Source organism: Actinomadura kijaniata (assembly GCF_014138665.1).
GTDB classification, from domain to species: Bacteria; Actinomycetota; Actinomycetes; order Streptosporangiales; family Streptosporangiaceae; genus Spirillospora; species Spirillospora kijaniata.
The window spans coordinates 60,281-77,143 of the sequence record NZ_JACJIA010000019.1 but is presented as its reverse complement, the minus strand read 5'-3'; the positions used below and the strand labels follow the sequence as shown (position 1 = coordinate 77,143).

Annotated in this window: 20 protein-coding genes and 2 pseudogenes; 7 read left to right on the top strand and 15 right to left on the bottom strand. The window is 73.4% G+C overall.

The genetic code is table 11. The annotated features are described in order from the left end of the window. Window positions 1–5: 5 nt before the first annotated feature. From HNR61_RS42710 to HNR61_RS42700, 3 genes are all read right to left on the bottom strand, one after another. Entirely contained in the window at window positions 6–269 is a 264-nt protein-coding gene (locus tag HNR61_RS42710; RefSeq protein WP_182848854.1) for a hypothetical protein, read from the bottom strand. Window positions 270–357: 88 nt separating this feature from the next. Further along, complete coding sequence (locus HNR61_RS42705; RefSeq protein ID WP_182848853.1) at window positions 358–1,047, bottom strand: hypothetical protein; 690 nt, start codon at window positions 1,045–1,047, stop codon at window positions 358–360. A gap of 148 nt (window positions 1,048–1,195) precedes the next feature. Continuing rightward, a complete protein-coding gene (locus tag HNR61_RS42700) occupies window positions 1,196–1,711 on the bottom strand; it encodes a hypothetical protein (RefSeq protein WP_067819271.1) in 516 nt (171 codons plus the stop codon). Between the two features lie 94 nt (window positions 1,712–1,805). On the opposite strand from HNR61_RS42700, the pseudogene HNR61_RS50745 reads away from it, so the two are divergent. Next, window positions 1,806–2,033 (top strand): annotated as a pseudogene (locus tag HNR61_RS50745) (ATP-binding cassette domain-containing protein); the annotation flags it as partial. Window positions 2,034–2,106: 73 nt separating this feature from the next. After that, window positions 2,107–2,640 (top strand): ABC transporter ATP-binding protein, encoded by a 534-nt coding sequence (locus HNR61_RS42695; RefSeq protein WP_425544506.1) that lies wholly within the window; start codon window positions 2,107–2,109, stop codon window positions 2,638–2,640. 3 nt (window positions 2,641–2,643) lie between these two features. Here HNR61_RS42695 and HNR61_RS42690 read toward each other — a convergent pair whose 3' ends face one another. The 4 genes from HNR61_RS42690 to HNR61_RS42675 form a co-directional block, all read right to left on the bottom strand. Beyond that, entirely contained in the window at window positions 2,644–3,954 is a 1,311-nt protein-coding gene (locus HNR61_RS42690) for an AAA family ATPase (RefSeq protein ID WP_182848852.1), read from the bottom strand. Continuing rightward, a complete protein-coding gene (locus HNR61_RS42685; RefSeq protein ID WP_182848851.1) occupies window positions 3,951–5,432 on the bottom strand; it encodes a hypothetical protein in 1,482 nt (493 codons plus the stop codon). The genes HNR61_RS42690 and HNR61_RS42685 overlap by 4 nt, the downstream gene beginning before the upstream one ends. 223 nt (window positions 5,433–5,655) lie before the next feature. Next, window positions 5,656–6,753 carry a hypothetical protein gene (locus HNR61_RS42680; protein ID WP_182848850.1) on the bottom strand — a complete coding sequence of 366 codons (1,098 nt, stop codon included), beginning with the start codon at window positions 6,751–6,753 and terminating at the stop codon, window positions 5,656–5,658. After that, window positions 6,750–7,637: a serine/threonine-protein kinase gene (locus tag HNR61_RS42675; protein WP_182848849.1), complete on the bottom strand. Its 888-nt coding sequence runs from the start codon at window positions 7,635–7,637 to the stop codon at window positions 6,750–6,752. The genes HNR61_RS42680 and HNR61_RS42675 overlap by 4 nt, the downstream gene beginning before the upstream one ends. Window positions 7,638–7,773: 136 nt before the next feature. Here HNR61_RS42675 and HNR61_RS42670 point away from each other — a divergent pair, with 136 nt between their 5' ends. Continuing rightward, entirely contained in the window at window positions 7,774–8,190 is a 417-nt protein-coding gene (locus HNR61_RS42670) for a CBS domain-containing protein (RefSeq protein ID WP_182848848.1), read from the top strand. A 7-nt stretch (window positions 8,191–8,197) separates the two neighbouring features. On the opposite strand, the gene HNR61_RS42665 is transcribed toward HNR61_RS42670, so the two are convergent. Next, window positions 8,198–8,587: a VOC family protein gene (locus HNR61_RS42665; protein WP_182848847.1), complete on the bottom strand. Its 390-nt coding sequence runs from the start codon at window positions 8,585–8,587 to the stop codon at window positions 8,198–8,200. Between the two features lie 97 nt (window positions 8,588–8,684). On the opposite strand from HNR61_RS42665, the gene HNR61_RS42660 reads away from it, so the two are divergent. Beyond that, entirely contained in the window at window positions 8,685–9,368 is a 684-nt protein-coding gene (locus HNR61_RS42660; RefSeq protein WP_182848917.1) for a histidine phosphatase family protein, read from the top strand. Window positions 9,369–9,372: 4 nt separating this feature from the next. Here HNR61_RS42660 and HNR61_RS42655 read toward each other — a convergent pair whose 3' ends face one another. From HNR61_RS42655 to HNR61_RS42640, 4 genes are all read right to left on the bottom strand, one after another. Beyond that, window positions 9,373–10,239 (bottom strand): NAD(P)-dependent oxidoreductase, encoded by an 867-nt coding sequence (locus HNR61_RS42655; RefSeq protein ID WP_182848846.1) that lies wholly within the window; start codon window positions 10,237–10,239, stop codon window positions 9,373–9,375. Window positions 10,240–10,285: 46 nt separating this feature from the next. Further along, window positions 10,286–10,879, bottom strand: coding sequence for a TetR/AcrR family transcriptional regulator (locus HNR61_RS42650; RefSeq protein WP_182848845.1), 594 nt, complete (start codon window positions 10,877–10,879; stop codon window positions 10,286–10,288). A 41-nt stretch (window positions 10,880–10,920) separates the two neighbouring features. Beyond that, window positions 10,921–11,988, bottom strand: a complete 1,068-nt coding sequence (locus HNR61_RS42645) for a phosphotransferase enzyme family protein (protein ID WP_182848844.1) — start codon at window positions 11,986–11,988, stop codon at window positions 10,921–10,923. A gap of 102 nt (window positions 11,989–12,090) precedes the next feature. Next, the gene (locus HNR61_RS42640) at window positions 12,091–12,957 is read right to left on the bottom strand and encodes a Sco1979 family transcriptional regulator (protein ID WP_067819300.1); all 867 of its coding nucleotides are present in this window, start codon (window positions 12,955–12,957) and stop codon (window positions 12,091–12,093) included. Window positions 12,958–13,325: 368 nt separating this feature from the next. Here HNR61_RS42640 and HNR61_RS42635 point away from each other — a divergent pair, with 368 nt between their 5' ends. Together HNR61_RS42635 and HNR61_RS42630 are read left to right on the top strand one after the other, a co-directional pair. Beyond that, on the top strand, window positions 13,326–13,586 hold the full coding sequence (locus tag HNR61_RS42635) for a hypothetical protein (RefSeq protein WP_312898367.1): 261 nt from the start codon (window positions 13,326–13,328) through the stop codon (window positions 13,584–13,586). Between the two features lie 116 nt (window positions 13,587–13,702). Then, a complete protein-coding gene (locus tag HNR61_RS42630; RefSeq protein ID WP_182848842.1) occupies window positions 13,703–14,293 on the top strand; it encodes a DUF4291 domain-containing protein in 591 nt (196 codons plus the stop codon). Between the two features lie 613 nt (window positions 14,294–14,906). On the opposite strand, the gene HNR61_RS42625 is transcribed toward HNR61_RS42630, so the two are convergent. Further along, on the bottom strand, window positions 14,907–15,404 hold the full coding sequence (locus HNR61_RS42625; RefSeq protein ID WP_182848841.1) for an HAD domain-containing protein: 498 nt from the start codon (window positions 15,402–15,404) through the stop codon (window positions 14,907–14,909). Next, a complete protein-coding gene (locus HNR61_RS49685; protein WP_281400727.1) occupies window positions 15,401–15,523 on the bottom strand; it encodes a hypothetical protein in 123 nt (40 codons plus the stop codon). Before HNR61_RS49685 ends, HNR61_RS42625 begins: the two co-directional genes overlap by 4 nt. Window positions 15,524–16,213: 690 nt before the next feature. On the opposite strand from HNR61_RS49685, the gene HNR61_RS42620 reads away from it, so the two are divergent. Then, window positions 16,214–16,522, top strand: a complete 309-nt coding sequence (locus tag HNR61_RS42620; RefSeq protein ID WP_220510471.1) for a hypothetical protein — start codon at window positions 16,214–16,216, stop codon at window positions 16,520–16,522. Here HNR61_RS42620 and HNR61_RS50610 read toward each other — a convergent pair. Continuing rightward, a pseudogene (locus tag HNR61_RS50610) lies at window positions 16,519–16,812 on the bottom strand (transposase); the annotation flags it as partial. The gene HNR61_RS42620 and the pseudogene HNR61_RS50610 sit on opposite strands and share 4 nt — an antisense overlap. Between the last annotated feature and the right edge of the window lie 51 nt (window positions 16,813–16,863).

The following is a 16,863-nucleotide window of genomic DNA, read 5'->3' as shown; positions in this document are numbered from 1 at the left end:
GATCGTCACCGGTTTCTGGCGATCATGAAGATGACGAACAGCGAACCGGTGACGATCAGGACCGCGTGGAACCGTTCCCGCATGGCCGTCTGCCGCAGGTTCTGCACCCGCTTGCGGCTGACCCGGACATCGAAGATGGCCCGGCGGGCACGCTCCCAGGACATGCCCATGTAGGCGGCGAGTGCCGCGATGGCGATGATGAGGAGTCCGCTGCCGTTCATCTGGCCCGACCTCCGGTTGGTGCGGAGACTCAGATTGAACGCGACCATACCCATACATTCCGTGTCCGGTGACACATTCAGCGTTACCGGCTGGTGGCGCCGGGGGAAGGGCGGGCGAACCCCGTGGCGGGCCTGGTCAGCCGCCGAACAGCCGGGGGTCGACCTCGATCCAGATCTGCTCGGACCGGCCCAGCAGCCGCCCGTCGGCCCCGTACATGGCGGTGGCGGCGTGCATCTTGCGGCCCTCGCGGGTGCGGGCCAGCCCCATCACCACGCACGGCTCGCCCGCCTCCGGGACGTCCACGACCTGCGCGGTCATGGTGCCGAGCACCGAGGGACGGCCGACGATGTCGAACGACCAGCCGCCCGGGCAGTCCAGCGCCGCCCACATGACCGCGGGGGAGGGGACCTCGGCGGGCGTCCACGGCGCGGCGACGGTGTCCTCGCCGACCCGGCCCGGCTCCAGCCGCAGCCCGTCGCCGGGCTCCCGGTCCGGGCCGCACACGAAGCAGCCGGGGAACGGGTGGTGCTCGTGGGCCCGGAACTTCTCGGCCGCCTCGGTCGCGACCTCCAGCGGCACCGGGGGCACCGGCGGCACCACGATCGCCCCGGCCAGGGCCTCGGCGACCAGCACGTCGTCATGCCACAGCCACACCCCCAGGCCGTGGTCGTCGGCGGGGGAGACCCGCAGCCCGGTGTCCAGCGGCGGCGGCTTGCGCAGCGTCACCGTCACCGTGTCGGCCGTCAGGTGCGCCGCCAGCAGCCCGGCCGTGTAACCGCCGTTGCCCGAGCCCTCCGGGCCGTGAAACCGCGTCTCAATGATCACTTGTACCCCCCGGAGGCCGTCGTGTCCCGAACCGGAGGAATCATAATGTTGGTGACCGACGTTTCAGGTGGCCCGGATGGCGATTCCGGTCACAGTGGAATCGGCCGCGCCCGCGCTCCGGCGCGGCGGAAGCCGGGCGGCGCGGCCCTCAGACGGCGCGCGAGGGCTGGGGGCGTCCCGGCCGGGTGGTGAAGAACACCGACAGCGACCCCCGCAGGCGCGCGCGGACCACGTCCTCCCCGACGGGACCGTCGGCGGGGACCGGGGTGCGCTCCAGCGCCCGGACGATGATCTGCTCCATGTTGCGGTCGGCGACCAGCACCGAGCAGGTGTCGCAGGCGTACCAGGGATAGAGCATGTTCAGCACGGCCGTCGCCGTGTCGTCGTCCGACAGGTGGGTGGTGTCCAGCTCGACCTCGAACACGTCGGTGTCCTCGGGGTCCAGCGTGGGGTAGTAGAGCCAGCCCGGCGCGGCCTCGCCGCAGAAGTCGCAGTCCGGCGTGCCGGGGTCGGGGGCGCCGACCGCGAGCTCCAGCTCGTGGTCCCACGGCTCGACCCGCCGGTTGTGGCGGTAGCCGACCGCGTCGAGCTCCCCCTCGCGGTTGTGCGTCACGTCGTGCACCTCGCCGCCGCAGCGGGCGCACATGAAGCCGAGGTCCTCCATGTCCCTCCCCTGATCGCTGAGGCACCGATCCCACCGTATCCGCCCGCGCGCCGTTCGCGCGCCCCCGTTTCGACTCCGCCGCCGTGACGTTTCGGTGCACCCGATAACGTGCCGGAGGACCCGGGAGGTGGAATCCGTGACCGACACGCGCGCCGAGGTGGTGCTGAACGCCGACAAGATCGACCTGGTCCGGGAGCGCAGGACGCTGCTGGACCGGGTGTCGCTGACCGTCCTCGCCGGCGAGCACTGGGCGCTGATCGGCCCGAACGGCGCGGGCAAGTCGACGCTGCTCGGCATCCTGGGCGCCTACACCCACCCCACCCGGGGGACCGCCGAGATCCTCGGCCACCGGCTCGGCCGCGTCAACGTGCACGACCTGCGCGCTCATCGGCCAGGTGAACCCGCGCCACCCGCTGGAGTCGGCGCGCACCGTCCGGGAGATCGTGCTGACCGGCGCGACCGGCACCATCGAACTGGTGCCGCGCTGGACGCCGGGCCCCGACGAGCTGCGCCGCGCCGACGAGCTGATCGCGTTGATGGGGCTGACCGCGCGGGCCGGGGCGCGCTGGCCGCACCTGTCGCAGGGCGAACGCGGCCGCGCGCTGATCGCCCGCGCGCTGATGCCGGACCCGCGCCTGCTGCTGCTCGACGAGCCCGCCACCGGCCTGGACCTGGCCGCCCGCGAACGCCTGCTGGCGGCCCTGGACGAACTGCGCCGCAACCGCCCCGGCCTGACGTCGGTGCTGGTCACCCACCATCTGGAGGAGCTGCCGACCAGCACCAGCCACGCGCTGCTGCTGCGCGAGGGCCGGGTGCTGGCCGCCGGACCGGCCGACGAGGTGATCACCACCGAGCTCGTCAGCGCCTGCTTCGACCACCCGGTCTCCATCTCCCGCGCCAACGGCCGCTGGACCGCGACGGCGGGCTGACCCTCAGGCCGGCACCCGGTGCCGGGCCAGGTGCGCCAGGACCGCCTGGTTGGCCTCCCACCCGTCGGGGAACTTCACCGGGACGCCCAGGTGCACCGGCTCGGTCGACGGGTGCGCGTCCAGCAGCTCGGGGATCCCGGCGCGCGCGACCACGACGCACGCGTGCCGGTGCCGCGACGTCAGCACGCACAGCCGCCCCGACTCCAGATGGAACGCGGTGGCGTCGCGGCGCCCCGACAACGGGTGCAGCACCACCGTCACGTCGTACTCGCGGCCCTGCAGCCGGTTGGCGGTGTCGACGGTGATGCCCTCGCCGTGCGGGCCGAGCGCCGCGCGGATCGCGGTGACCTGGTCGCGGTGCGCCGCGCCGATCGCGACCCGGTCGGCGGTCACCGGCTTGCTTCCCTGCTCGGAGTGCGCGACGGGACCGCGTTGCAGCAGCCGCACCGCGAGCGCCGCGGTGGCGCGGACCGCCTCGGCGTCGGTGCGCAGCGTGTGCCGGGCGGGCAGCTCGTACAGCGCCCACCCGGACGCGGCCGCCTCGTCCAGCGCCCGGTCGTAGGTGGTGCCCATGCCGCGCGCCCCGTACTCCAGCAGCCGGTCGCCCGGACCCGTCCCGGACCGGAACCCGGTGAACGGGTAGAACGCCTCCGACACCACCGGCGCGGCCGAGGCGGGCAGCCGCCACGACACCGGCAGCCGGTGCACCGGGAGGTCGGGGTTGTGGGCCAGCAGCACCGACACGGCGCTGCGCATCGGGTCCCACGCCAGGCCCGCCCAGCGTTCCACCTCCACGGTGGAGAACGGGTCGAGCTGCCCGGGGTCGCCCACGAACAGCGCCTTCTCGAACCGGCCGGCGATCCGCAGCAGCATGTCCGAGCGCATCTGGTACGCCTCGTCCACGATCGCCCACGACCACGACCCGTCCGACAGCGTCGCCCACTTCGCGGCCGTCGCGATCACCACGGCGCGGTCGGCGAGGTCGTCGGCCTTCTGCGCGACCCGCACCGAGGCGTGGCCGGTCACCCGGTCGCCGGGCACGTAGCCCGCCGCCGACAGCCGCCCCACGGCGATGTGCGGATGCCGGGTGGCGATCCGGTCGATCAGGTCGTCGACCTGCTCGTTGGTCTGCGCCACGATCATCATGCGCTCGCCGGTCTCGGCCAGGTGCGCGGTGGCCCGCACCACCAGGGTGGACTTGCCCGCGCCGGGCGGGGAGTCCACGATCACGCCGCGGTGCCCGCCGTCCAGGTCGGCCAGCACCGCCGCGACGACCCGGTCGGCCGCCGCGCCCGGATCGGCGATGTCGGTCATGACCAGTCCTCCGCCGCGTCGTCGTCGGTCGGTTCGTAGTCGGCGGGCGGCCCGCCGTGCGTCCAGGGCGTGTTCTCCTTGTCGGGGAACCGGCTCGGCCCGAACGAGCCCAGCGTCAGCGACGTGAACACCACCCGGTCGCCCACCTGCGGCACCGTTCCCGGCTCGGGGGTCAGCTTGCGGCCCATCCCGCCGGTCAGCTCCACCAGGACCGCCCCGTCCGGGCCGATCTCCACGACCGTGCCCTTGATCTTCGGGTTGGCGGCGCTGCACACCGTCGTCCCCGGATCCAGCCGGACCGGGTCCGCCGTGCGGACCCACACGTGCGGGCGGAGCTTGGGGCGCTTGCCGGACTCGTCCTTGCGGGTCGGGTCGCAGCCGGTGACCTCGCCGCCGAACGCCAGCCCGTTCAGCCGGTGCTCGGCCATCACCAGCGGGTCGTCGAACGCGCGCTGCGCGTCGTAGGCGTCCTGGGCGCGTTCCATGTCGTGCAGCCGCTTGGCCGCCCGCACCGGGGAGTCCCGGCGCGCCTGCGGGTACGCCTCGCCGAACGTCTGGTGGAAGTAGGTGAACGAGTCGCGGTCGCGTTCCCACCGCTGCGGCACGCTCGCGCCCTCCGGCAGCCCGCGCAGCAGCCCCACCGCCCGCCACATCAGCTCCCACGTCGGGGCGAGCTGGGTCTCCAGGACCGCGCGGACGCGCTCCTCGGCGCGGTCGCGGGCCGGGCCGCGCGCGGCGTCGTAGGCGGCGACGGCCGGGGCCAGGACCTCGTTGTCGAAACCGGGGTCGGTGGTGGGCCCGGCGGGCGGCGTGGCGAGCGGGTCCTCGGCCACCGCCGCCGCCTGCGGCCCGGTCAGGCCCTGCGGCGGGTCGATCCAGCCGACCAGCGCGGCCAGGTTCCCGTCCTCCAGCGCCGACTGCCCGGTCGCCCAGTGCAGCCGCAGCGTCTCGGTCATCGTCAGCAGCAGGCACGACCCGGGATGGTCGTACCGGTCGGTGAACCACGTCAGCCAGCGGCCCAGCACCGGCACCGACGGCTCCACCGCGTACGGCCCGTCGGTGCGGCGGAACCGCGTCGACCGCCCCAGCATCCGCAGGAACGCCACCCCGCCCCGGTTCGGCACCAGCAACTGCGGGGCGTCGCTGTAGCGGATGCGCTCCTCGCCCTCCTTGCCCGGCGGCAGCTCCTCGACCTGGCCCCGGCTGGACTCGATGTACTTGAGCGCGACCCGCGCCAGGTCGGCGGCGAACGCGAACCGCTGGTCCCGGTTGCGCGGCTGCGGAACCACCAGCAGCGTCGGACTCCCCGGATCGGACCCGAGCATCACCGCCAGCGGCGCGGCGGCCTCACCGGCGAGCTTGAGCGGCACCATGACCAGCGGCGCCTCGGCCAGATGGCAGTGCCGCACGGTCGCGAGCGGCTGCGCGACCCCGGAGGCGACCGCCTGGAGCTGCGCGAGAGAGGTCAACGTACTCACCCAACGCCCCCGCCCACCCACGGACCACCCAGAAGGCGCCGTCGCCCCCGGCCGCTCCGCGCTCGCGAGCCGACCCAGCCGACGCCGCGCCCCTCCAGCGTGCTCACGCTGTGTTCCCCGCACGCTTGCGGGGCGCCGAGGGGGCGCCGTCTTCCCTCGTCACTCTGGTCGCTTCGCTCCCGTCGTTCCTCAGTCCAGACGGCGCCGCGCCCCTCCAGCGTGCTCACGCCACCCCCGCCAGAGCCTCGCGGCGGAGGCGGGCGGCCAGGCGGAGCTGCCCGGCGGTCTCGGCGAGGTCCTCCGACGGCTCCAGGACGCCCTCGGCCAGGGCGAGGGCGGTCTCGACCGAGTCCACGCCGCCCAGGTCGTCGCGGACCGACCGGCCCAGCGCGCCGGTCGCGCCGCAGGCGCGGGCCTCGGCGCGGCAGAAGAACGCCATCTCGCAGCTCGACATGCACTCGGGCGCGTACCGGGCCTCCACGGTGCGCACCGCCTCCTCCAGGGCCTCGCCCAGATCGAAGGTGATCTCCTCGGGGAGCTGCGCCACGATCGTGTCGACGCGGGTGAGGCGGGCGAGCTGCCGCTCCAGCACCGCCAGCTGCGGGCGGATGTCGACCGGGGTGGCGGTGGGCCGGTTGGAGAAGTTCTCCGGGCACACCAGGAACACCTCGTGCGCCACCTTCTCGACCGGGTCGTGGCCCAGCTCGGCGACCAGCCGCCGCAGCGCCAGCACGTACACCGCCGACTGCCGCGCGGCCGCGGCCACCTGGTCCGCCTCGGCCTGCCCGTCGATCACCGCGAACGACTTGACCTCCACGATGTGGAACCGCCCGCCGAGCTGGAACGCGATCACGTCGGGCTCCAGGTAGGCGGGGCGCCCGGCGATGTCCAGCCGCAGCAGCGGATGGTCGAACAGCGTGCCCTCGCCGGTCTCCAGCGCGCGCTGGACCAGCTTGCGGGTGCGGGCGTGCCGCACCTCGCGGCCCTCGTTGTCGCCGACCGCCCCGAGGTCGTCGTAGGCGACCTCGGGCACCTCGAGGCCGAGCCGGTCGCGCAGCAGGGTCAGCAGCTCGGCGCACCCGTCGGCCTTGACCTGCGCCTCGAACGTGTTCCCCCGGGTGATCGCGAACTGCGACTGGCCGAACGGCACGCCGAAGCCCAGATGGCGGGCGACGGCGTCCTTGTCGACCCCGGCGGCGTCCATCACGCCCCGCCGGGCGCAGCCCGGATTGGCGGTCAGCGCGGAGATGGTGCGGGCGTCGTGGTTGCGCGGGGCGGCCACCCCGCGCAGCCGGTCCAGGTCCGGCGCGGTCATGCTCATCGGTCGTCTTCTCCGTCGGTGGTGCCGGTGGCGCTGCGCATGGCGCGCAGCCGGGCGCCGAACAGCCGCCCGGCGTCGTCGAGCTGCGCGCGGGCGCGGTCGGCGGCGCGTCTGCGCTGCCGCCGGTCGGTCTCGGCGTGCACGTCGAGTTCCGCGCGGGCGGCCGCGATGAGCGCCCCCGGCTCGACTGTACCGACCGCACCGGTGGCAGCACCGGGAATGTTGGCCGCGAAACGCCACAAGAGTCGCTGAACGTCCGGAGAGTCGGGACGGCGCCCGGCGTGCTCGGCGATCCGGATCGCGGCGGTGAGGAAGTCGGTGCGGGCGCTGAGCGGCCCGGAGATCCGCTGCTCCAGCGGCCAGGTGCTCACGGTGAGCAGCCCGCGGGCCGGTGCCAGCAGGTCGGCGGTGAGTGCCGCGCACAGGTAGTAGGGGCGGGCGTAGGGGGCGCTGCGGAACGAGCGTTCCTCGTCGCGGCGCAGGCTCGTCAGCCGCGCGGCGGGGAGCTGCCCCGGCAGGAACGCCGCGTACACCGACGCGATCAGCTTGGGCGCCGCGGGCGCGCCGATCAGCGTCAACGCCTGGTGGACCCGCTCGCGCACCGGCACCAGCCCGCGCGGCACGGCGGCGCGCGCCGGGGGAGGGGGCGCGGAGCGCCCGCCGGAAGGCGTGTCGCCCGCGGTCCCGTCGGGCGCCGGTTCGCTGAGCGCGGTGTCGCCGAGCACGGCCTCGTCCCAGGCCCCCTCGGCGGCGCGCAGCTCGGCGCGGTGCGCGCGGGCGGCCTGCCGGTCCCCGGCCGCCATCGCCCGGCGCACGGCGGTGCGCAGCGCGGCGATGCGCGCCTCGAGCTCCTCCGGGGAGGGGGCTCCGGGTGACGAAGGCATGACGGAGAGGGTACCGCAGCTTCCTGAAACTTCCAGCTTTTTCCAGTTTTAGTGCGGGGATGGCGTCGGGTTTGCCCGCCGTTGCGCCGCCCGGGGCATGGGTGGGATTGCGACGCGATCCGGGGGAGGAGCAGCATTGGCCACCGCACGCGACATCATGACCTCCGGCGTCCAGGGCGTCGGCGCCGACGACACACTGTCCGCCGCCGCGCGGAAGATGCGCGACCTGGACGTGGGAGCGCTGCCGGTCCTGGATCCGGACGGGCGGCTGCGCGGCGTCGTCACCGACCGCGACATCGTGCTCCGGGCCGTCGCCGAGGGCCGCGACGCCGAGCGGACGACGGCCGGGGAGGTGGCCGGGTCCGAGCTGCACACCGTCGCCGCCGAGGACGACGCCGAGACCGTGGTGCGCACCATGGGCGAGCACCAGGTCCGGCGCGTCCCGGTGCTGGACGGCGACCGCCTCGTCGGCATGATCAGCGAGGCCGACCTGGCGCGGCACCTGCCCGACGAGCTGATCGCCCGGTTCGTCGAGCGGGTCTACGCCCCGTAACGGCCGGTCAGGAACGCGGGTCGCGGCGCAGCACGTGGTCGTCCGGGACCTCCACCAGGACGATCCGGACACCGTCGGGATCCTCGATCCACATCTCGACCAGTCCCCACGGCTCCGGCCGCGGCTCGCGGGTGACCCTCACCCCGGCCGCGGCGAGCCTCCGGTGCTCGGCCCGCACGTCGCGCACCTGCAACCAGAGCATCGGCGACGACCCGGCGCGCCCCGCGCCGTGCCCCGACACCTCCAGGAACCCCGGACCGAGGAAGAACACCAGCCCCGGATCGTCCGGCGGGCCGAACTCCCGGTACACCGCCAGCCCCAGCACGTCGCGGTAGAAGCGGCGGCTGCGCTCCGGGTCGGCCGGGCGCAGCAGGATCCGGCTGCTCAGCACTTCCATCGGTGTCCCTCCGTGACTCGTGTCCCACCCTCTTCCTGTCCGGGACCCCGCTCTTCCGAACGTTCCGTCCGCGTGCCAGCCTGGGGACGTGATCGAGATGACGGGTGCGCGGGTCTGGATGATCCGGCACGGCCAGAGCGAGTCGAACGCCGGACTGCCCACCAACGGCCCCGGGGCCGCGCCGCTCACCGCGCGCGGCCGGGCCGAGGCCGCCCGGGTCGCCGCCGCCCTCACCGGCCCGCCGGCGCTGGTCGTCGCCTCGCCGTTCGTGCGGGCCCGGCAGACCGCGCTGCCCACGCGCGAGCGGTTCCCCGACGTCCCCTACGAGGAGTGGCCCGTCCAGGAGTTCACCTACCTGGGGCGGCTGCACGGCCCGCAGACCACCAACGCGCAGCGGCGGCCGTTCGCCGAGGCGTACTGGGACCGCGCCGACCCCCGCCACGTCGAGGGCGGGGACGGCGAGTCGTTCCAGGGCCTCATCGACCGGGCGCGGGCGTTCCTGGACCGCGCGGCCGGGCTGCCCGGGCCGGTCGCGGTGTTCACGCACGGGCTGTTCATGAAGGCCGTGACCTGGACGCTCACGACGGGGATCACCGAACCGGACGCGGCGGCGATGCGGGCGTTCCGCCGCCACATCGACGTCACCGTGGTCCCCAACGGCTCGGCGATCGAGCTGCGGCCGCACGGCCCGGACACGTTCGGCCCGGTGGCCGGCGCGACCGGGCACCTGGGGGCGGCCGAGCCGGAGCAGGACCCGGGCCGCCCGGTGTTCGCGGACTGACGCCTCAGGACTCGAAGCTGGCGAAGTAGCTGGCGGCCATGTCCTCCTCGCCGTGGCCGCCCTCGACGGCGCGCCGCAGCCGCTCGCCGGTCGCCTCGTTCAGGTCCGCCCGGACCCCCGCCGCCGCGGCGGCCTCGCCGATGAGGCGGGTGTCCTTGCGGGCGTTGCGGGCGGTGAAGCTCGGCGTGAAGTCGCCGTCGGCGATCGCCTCCATCTTCGCCTGGAGGTACGGGCTGTCCAGGGGGCCGCCGGTGACGACCTCGGCGAACAGCGCCGGATCGACGCCGAGCCCCTTGGCCAGCCCCAGCGTCTCGCCGACGAGCCCGGTCATCGAGATCGCGTAACTGACGGCGACCAGTTTGAGCCGCTGCGCCGCCCCGCCCGCGCCGTCGGTGTCCAGCCACAGCGTCCGGCGCCCGACCGCCCCGAACACCGGCTCCAGGGGCGCGCGCACGCTCTCCGGACCGGCCGCGAGCACGACCAGCTGCCCCTGCTCGGCGGGCTGCCGGGTGCCCTGCACGGGCGCGTCCACGAACGTGACGCCGTGCTCGGCGGCGAGCTTGGCCATGGGCTCGACGGCCTCCAGCCCGACCGTGCTCATCTGCGCCCAGACCTGCCCGGACCGCAGCGCGGAGGCGGCGTCGTCCATGACGGCGAGCACGGTGTCGCCGTCGTCGAGCATGGTGATGACGACGTCGGCGTCCGCGACCGCCTCGGCGGGCGCCGCGGCGACGGTCGCGCCGTCGGCGGCCAGCGGCTCGGCGCGTTCCCGGGTGCGGTTCCACACGGTGACGCCGAGCCCGGCCCGCAGGAGGTTGCGGGCCATGGCGGCTCCCATGATGCCGGTGCCCAACAGTGCGACGGAGGTCATCGTCGGCTCCAATTCTTGACTATTCGTTACAGATAACGGCACGGGGTCAGGCCGGGGGCGCGTCCAGGACGCGCAGCGCGGTGTCCACCACGGTGGTCAGGCGCCGCCGGTCGGCGCCGGCCTTGCCCTGCACGCGCAGCCCCTGGACGGTCGTCACCAGGAAGTCGGCCAGCGCGGCCACGTCGGCGTCGGGCGGCAGCTCGCCGCGGGCGCGGCCGCGGCGCAGCGCCGCGGTCACCGCGTCGGTGAGACGGTCGAGCGCGCCGCCGACGACGCGTCCCGCCGCCGGGTCGCGGGGAAGCCGCTCCACGGCGGTGTTGGTGATGAGGCAGCCGCGCCGCGCCGGATCGGTGACGGTCTCCTCGACCATGCCCACCAGCAGGTTCCGCAGGACGGCGCGGACCGGCCCGTCGCGGTCCAGCCGCTCGGCGGCCCCGCCGACCGAGCGTTCCGCGTACCGGGCGAGGGCGGCCTCGTACAGGCCGTCCTTGCTGCCGAACGCCGCGTACAGCGAGCCGCGCCCGATGCCGGTCGCCTCGACCAGGTCCTGGATCGAGGTGGCCTCGTAGCCGCGGCTCCAGAACACCTGCATCGCGGCCTCGACCGCCGCGTCGGTGTCGAACTCCCGGGTGCGTGCCATGGCTCGACCCTAGGTTATCTGTAACGATCGGTCAAGATTGGTCAGCCGTAGGCGGGGCTGTCCTCGGCCGGGGCCGCGTACGGGGCCGGGAAGACCTCCAGGGTGCGGTCCAGGTTCGCCGACCACCAGGCCACCAGCCCGGCCGCCCCGGCGGAGCCGCGGTCGCCGCCCGCCCCGCCCGCCGGGTCGTCGCCGAGGTAGCGGTGCCGCAGCGGGCGGACGTCGCACAGCCGCTCCCACCACTCGCGGTGGACCGCCCCCTGGATCTGCCCGGCGTCCAGGGGGAACGCGGCGCGGTGACCGCGCACGAAGGACTGCACCCGGTCCAGGTCCAGGCCCCGGTCGTCCTCGAACGTGAACAGCGCGACCGCCGCGCGCACCAGCTCCCCGGCGACCGGGCCGGTCGTCAGGGAGTCCCAGCCCAGCACGGCGGTGACGTTGCCGGAGCCGCCGTAGCGCAGGCAGCCCGGACCGAACGAGCCGTGCAGGTGCCCGACCGTGCTGACATCCAGCTCCGGGGGACGGAAGTCGGCGTACTCGTCCAGCAGCGCGCGCCGCTCCCGCAGGCGCCGCCCGGTGAGCGCGGCGAAGTCGGTCCCGTCGTCGGGCACCGAGTCCAGCAGCGCGTCGACCGCCTCGGCCGCGTCGGCCGCGCGCGGCGTCGGCACCAGCATGCTCTGCTGCACCGGGGGAGTGCAGGCGTCCAGTCCGGCGTGGAGACGGCCGAGCAGCTCGCCGAGCGCCTCGCACTGCCCGTACGTCAGCTCCAGGCCGCCGCGCCGCCGCCCCGACACCCACGGGTACAGGACGAACCCGTGGCCGCCGGCGGTGACCAGGGTCCTGCCGGTGCGCGCCGGAACCGGCGCCAGCACCGGCAGGCCCGCCGCGTCGAGCGCGGCGGTCACCTCGTGCTGGAACAGGAGCCGCCGCCGGTCCGGTCTCGGGTACTCCGCCAGAAGGAACGGGCCGTCGCCGGAGTCCACCCGCCAGCAACGGCGGTCACGGCCCTCCGCCACCGGCCCGGACACCCGGGCCTCGGCCAGGTCCCACCGCCGGGGCAGCCGGGACGGTGTCGGGTCGGTGTCGCAAGCGCTCTGGGACGTCGGCACCTCAGCACCTCGGGGCCTCGACGGACAGTGGTCGAACGGATGTTCTCACACGACGCTACCGCCCGAGGCGGGTCCGATGGAAGGAACCGCCGCGCCCGCCGGTCACATCTCGCGCAACAGGTCGCGCATGAAGTCCACGGTCAGGTCGGGCCGGGAGGCGGTGACGCACAGGTTGTTCATCGCCTGCATGTAGATGTCGACGTCGCTCGCCTTGTCCAGGTACAGCGCGCTGGTGAGCTGCTCCAGATAGACCACGTCAGAAAGGCCCGGCTCGGCGAACCGCAGGATCGTGAACGGCCCGCCCGCCGCCGCGTGGCCGCCCGCGCCGAACCGCACCACCTGCAACGTCACGTTCGTCAGCTCGGTCATCGCGATGAGGTGCTCCAGCTGGCGGCGCATCACCGCCGGGCCGCCGAGCGGACGGCGCAGCACGCCCTCGTCCACCACGGCCCACAGCGTCGGCGCGCCCCGCTGGGTGAACCGCTCCTGGCGCGTCATCCGGACCTGCACCCGCCGCTCGGTCTCCTCGTCCGTGGCGTCGGGGTAGCCCAGGCGCACCACGGCCTGCGCGTACTCCTCGGTCTGCAGCAGGCCCGGAACGAACTGCACCTCGTAGGCGCGCAGCAGCGACGCCGCCTCCTCCAGCCCGAGGTAGGTCTCGAACCAGCTCGGCAGCACGTCGCCGTACTGGTGCCACCAGCCGGGCGTGTTGGCCTCGCGCGCGAGTTCCAGCAGCGGCGCGCGTTCGGCCGGGTCGGTCACCCCGTACAGCGTCAGCAGGTCGGCGACGTCGCGTTCCTTGAACCCGACGCGGCCCAGCTCCATCCGGCTGATCTTGGAGTGCGAACCGCGGATCTCGTACCCGGCCTCCTCGGTGGAGATGCCGCGCGCCTCGCGCAGCCGCCGCAACTGCGACCCCAGCAGGATGCGCAGCACGGTGGGGCCGCCGCGCCGCGGATAGTCGATCACACGACCGACCTGGGGTCCGCCCTCGGGCGGCGGGGTCGGGGCAGCGGATTGACGGGACAAGCGGTCACCAGCCAGTCGACGGTTGGAAACGCGGGCGGAAGTGTTACCCGCCACATCGTAGAGGATCAGCATCCAGATTTGGGATGGGTGAAAATCCCCGCAGCAGGTCCGGGGGCGGGACGGTGACGAAGCTCTCGTCTGTCACGGTGAACCTTGGGAAAGCCGTGACGGTCCTTGTATAGGGGGACGGATGTGTCCTGCGACGGCACACCCCGTTCCCGGACCGAACATTCATCGCGTCTGTGGGGAACGCCATGAACTCGACCCGTCGTGAAGTGCCGGAAGTGCGATTCCTGACCTCGGGTGAGGTGACGGACACGGACCGGAACGAGGCCGAACGCGCCGTCCGCGCCGCCCTGTCCGACATTCCCGGTGACATCGACACCGTCCAGGTCACCCTGACCCTGCTGGCGGACCCGTCACTTCCGCGCCCGGCCCTGGCGCAGGCGCTCGTCGCCGTCGACGGCCACCGGCTCCGCGCCCAGGCGGCGGCCCCGGCCCTGCCCGAGGCCATCGACCTGCTGCGGAACCGCCTGTCCCTCCGCGTCTCTTACCTGCGGGCCAGCTAATCCTTTCCTCCCAGAGGGAAATTCCGCACCACAGGTCACAATGGTCCGGCGGCGCCGCGGCGCGCCGCCGGAAAACCGGTTGCCCGGCCGATCGGCGTTCGGCCACGGTGACCGGGATGGGAACGCACCAGATCCGCGCCCGGTACGACCGCGACTCCATCACCGTCTACCAGGCGTTCCGGCCGGAGATCGCCGACGCCGCCTGCGCGGCGGGACGTTTCGTGCCGCCTTTCTCACGGGAGCGGATGACCTGGATCAAACCGTCGTTCCTGTGGCTGATGGCCCGCAGCGACTGGGCCCGCAAACCCGGCCAGGAACGCGTCCTCGCGGTCCGCATCACCCGCGCCGGATGGGAGGAGGCCCTGAGCCTGGCCGTCCCGACCCATCCGGACCGGCGGGTGTTCCGCGACAGCGGCGAGTGGCGCCGGCGCTTCGCCGAGTCCGTCGTCCACGTCCAGTGGGACCCCGAACGCACCCTGCGCGGCGCGAAACTCGAAGACCGCAGCATCCAGATCGGCCTGAGCCGCCATGTCATCGACCGCTACGCGGACGAATGGACGTTGGAGATCGAGGACCGCACCCCGCTGGTCCGCAAGATCCATCGCCTCCTTCAAGAGGGCAGGACGCGCCAAGCCCGAGACCTCCTCCCCGAAGAACGCCTCTATCCCCTCCCCGGCCACCTGGCCGGCGGAATAGGCGCGGACTGACTCTCCCCACCCGCGGCCGACACGTTCAATGCTTCCCCATGGCGTTCGCCACCTGACCGAACGACCCTCTTCCGTCGCTGCCGGAAGCCCCCAGTTGAGATCGCAGCGGGCCGTTCAGCAGCACGACCCATCCGACGCTCCAAACGCGCACCGCCCAAGAACAGAACGCCACCAAACTCCTGTTCCCAAGCCCATTCGCGCAGGTGAGCGAAGAGCACCCCGGGTAGCGCGTCACCCGGACGAACGGTTTCCCGGATTCGAACGGACGACCACCGCCCACCCCCAAGGAGCCGCCCCATCAATGAGTCGGCTGTGGCGGACCCGGACAGCGGTGGCAATGCAACGAAGGCCGCGAAGCGCTCGGCTCAAAACCTCGGAACAGCGGCGCCCCTGAATCAGCCGTGCTATGACCAACGCTCCTCGGGCCATGACCAGAGCGACCGGTAACAGCACCTCGACCCAACGGTGGCCATCGGCCCGGACCTGCGAGTCCAGGCCGACTCCGGCATCCGGCTACGACACAACGGCCGGCCAGCCGAAGAGCATGACAACGCCACGCGGAGAGGGACACCCGCAGCCATGAGCACTTGTCATCCGGTGAATCATGGGCGCCTCACAGAGCCCGGAACCATCGATCGAGCGCTGCGAAGTCCTCGTCGGAGAGTCCCCGGGACGCCTCCACGCGATGGAGGAGAGCCCGGCCGCGATGGTGCGCGGACACCCAGTCCCGATCGGCGTCGGTGATCTCGTCGTCGACCCAGGCGAACGGACGTCCGGCCGCCCAGCTCACCAGGGTCCTGGTCTTCCAGTGGAGCCCGAACCACCGATCCTCGTGTTCATGCTCGTCGGATGGCTCCGGCCAGCTCACCACGGGCAACCATGGCAGCCCGATGAGGGCTGCCAGCTCGTCGTTGGCAGCGTCCTCCCAGGTGGTGGCCCAGACGAGTTCGCACGGCAACGCCGCCAGCCGACGGCCCACCTCGGGGACGAGCCGCGCCAGGTGGGAACCCACCGCGGTAGCCCGCGGCCCACGCCGCGGGTCCTCGCCGAACGGGAGCAGCGGCCCGTCGACGTCGAGGAAGAGTAGCGGGCGCTGCATGTGGCCGGTCATGCGGCGCTGACCTCGTCACGCGCGCCGAGCGCGCCGCGTCCGAAGCGGACTCCGGCACGCACCGACGCGACCATGTACGGGGCGTTGGCCCGGATGGACTCGATGAGCTTGAACGCCATGGCCAAGCCGGCGGTTCGTGAGCCGGGCCTCGTCGTGGCCCTGGTGCGATGCCGCACGCTGACGAAGGCCCGGCTCGACGGGGTCGGCCGTACGAGGGCGGACCCGGCGCTCGACGGGAGAACGGTCAAAGGCCGGCAGCCCGTCTCGAACACGGGCCACCGCGACCTCCGTGACCGCCTTCCACGCGTGGTCCTTGTCCCCTGCGTTCCAGAACCCCGCCGGCGCCTCGATGGCTAGATGCGTCGACTCGGACATACCCCCAGCACGATAGCGATTTCGTGAAAGCAGCGCCTCTGCTCGCGAGCCTGCGAGAACACCTCGCGCAGCGCATCCCAGAACCCACCGCGTCATCACCCACGGCGAAGACCGAGACGCGCACACGCCGCGCCGCCGGCATTCGCACAACAGGCTGGCCCCGGACTCGCCCGCTACTCGGCACCGCCGTCCAGCGCGACCAACCTCTCGCGGCCGCCGACCCACAGACGGACATGGCCCGCAGGGGGTGCCCCCACGTCTTTGGGCAAGTTGGTCGGATGTGGGTTCGGGGCGGCTGGAACGATGTGTTCGTGCATGCTGATGATCAAGTTGGCGAGGGTGTTCCCGCGGAGCTCGCAGCGGGGCTGCGGGACGCGGTCGACGGCCGCCCGGTGAGGATCGTTCCTTCCGTCTGTGAGGGGTGCGGCGGTCGTGTGTTCTTCGTGCTGGTCAACGCGTCCGGAGCGGAACGGGAGTGTTCGGGCTGCGGGCGCCGTGCGTTCATCGCGGACAGCGAGGAGTACTGGAACGAGGAGTCCTGGGAGGACGACGAGCCCGGCGCGGCCGGCTGCCCCTGCGGGAGTGAGGAGTTCGAGGCCGCGGTCGCGTTCTCGCTCGGCGCTGACGGATCGGTCCGCTGGGTGACCGTGGGCCTGCGATGCGCCATGGACGGGTTCTGCGGGGTCTACGCCGACTGGAAGATCGACTACGGTCCCACGGACCACCTCCTGACCATGGTCTAGACCTGCGGGGCGACTGCCCGAACGAGAACGTTCCGTCGCGCAGCACCGCGAACAGGACGTCGGCCCGGCGCCGAGCAAGGCGGAGCAGGGCCTGGGCGTGGTGCTCGCCCTGGGCGATCTTCTTGCCGTGGCAGGCCCGAGGTGCCGGATCGCCCAAGGCGGCGAACGCGGAGAGAAAGAAAGCCCGTTCGAGCTGCCTGTTCCCCCCGGGACGGTTGTTCGCCGCGGATCGATGAGCCCGAGATCCGGATCGTCGGGGCGAGTCCGGCATAGGCGGCCAGATGGCCGGCGGTCGGCGGCCGGAAAGGCGCTGCCGTCGCCGACCTCGATCAGGACGCGGG

What these genes read in the sequence shown, in the direction of transcription:
- HNR61_RS42710 (WP_182848854.1), bottom strand. Translation starts at nt 269, where the DNA reads ATGGTCGCGTTCAATCTGAGTCTCCGCACCAACCGGAGGTCGGGCCAG.
- HNR61_RS42700 (WP_067819271.1), bottom strand. Translation starts at nt 1,711, where the DNA reads ATGGAGGACCTCGGCTTCATGTGCGCCCGCTGCGGCGGCGAGGTGCAC.
- HNR61_RS42690 (WP_182848852.1), bottom strand. Translation starts at nt 3,954, where the DNA reads ATGACCGACATCGCCGATCCGGGCGCGGCGGCCGACCGGGTCGTCGCG.
- HNR61_RS42680 (WP_182848850.1), bottom strand. Translation starts at nt 6,753, where the DNA reads ATGAGCATGACCGCGCCGGACCTGGACCGGCTGCGCGGGGTGGCCGCC.
- HNR61_RS42675 (WP_182848849.1), bottom strand. Translation starts at nt 7,637, where the DNA reads ATGCCTTCGTCACCCGGAGCCCCCTCCCCGGAGGAGCTCGAGGCGCGC.
- HNR61_RS42665 (WP_182848847.1), bottom strand. Translation starts at nt 8,587, where the DNA reads ATGGAAGTGCTGAGCAGCCGGATCCTGCTGCGCCCGGCCGACCCGGAG.
- HNR61_RS42660 (WP_182848917.1), top strand. Translation starts at nt 8,685, where the DNA reads ATGACGGGTGCGCGGGTCTGGATGATCCGGCACGGCCAGAGCGAGTCG.
- HNR61_RS42655 (WP_182848846.1), bottom strand. Translation starts at nt 10,239, where the DNA reads ATGACCTCCGTCGCACTGTTGGGCACCGGCATCATGGGAGCCGCCATG.
- HNR61_RS42650 (WP_182848845.1), bottom strand. Translation starts at nt 10,879, where the DNA reads ATGGCACGCACCCGGGAGTTCGACACCGACGCGGCGGTCGAGGCCGCG.
- HNR61_RS42630 (WP_182848842.1), top strand. Translation starts at nt 13,703, where the DNA reads ATGGGAACGCACCAGATCCGCGCCCGGTACGACCGCGACTCCATCACC.
- HNR61_RS42625 (WP_182848841.1), bottom strand. Translation starts at nt 15,404, where the DNA reads ATGACCGGCCACATGCAGCGCCCGCTACTCTTCCTCGACGTCGACGGG.
- HNR61_RS49685 (WP_281400727.1), bottom strand. Translation starts at nt 15,523, where the DNA reads ATGGCGTTCAAGCTCATCGAGTCCATCCGGGCCAACGCCCCGTACATG.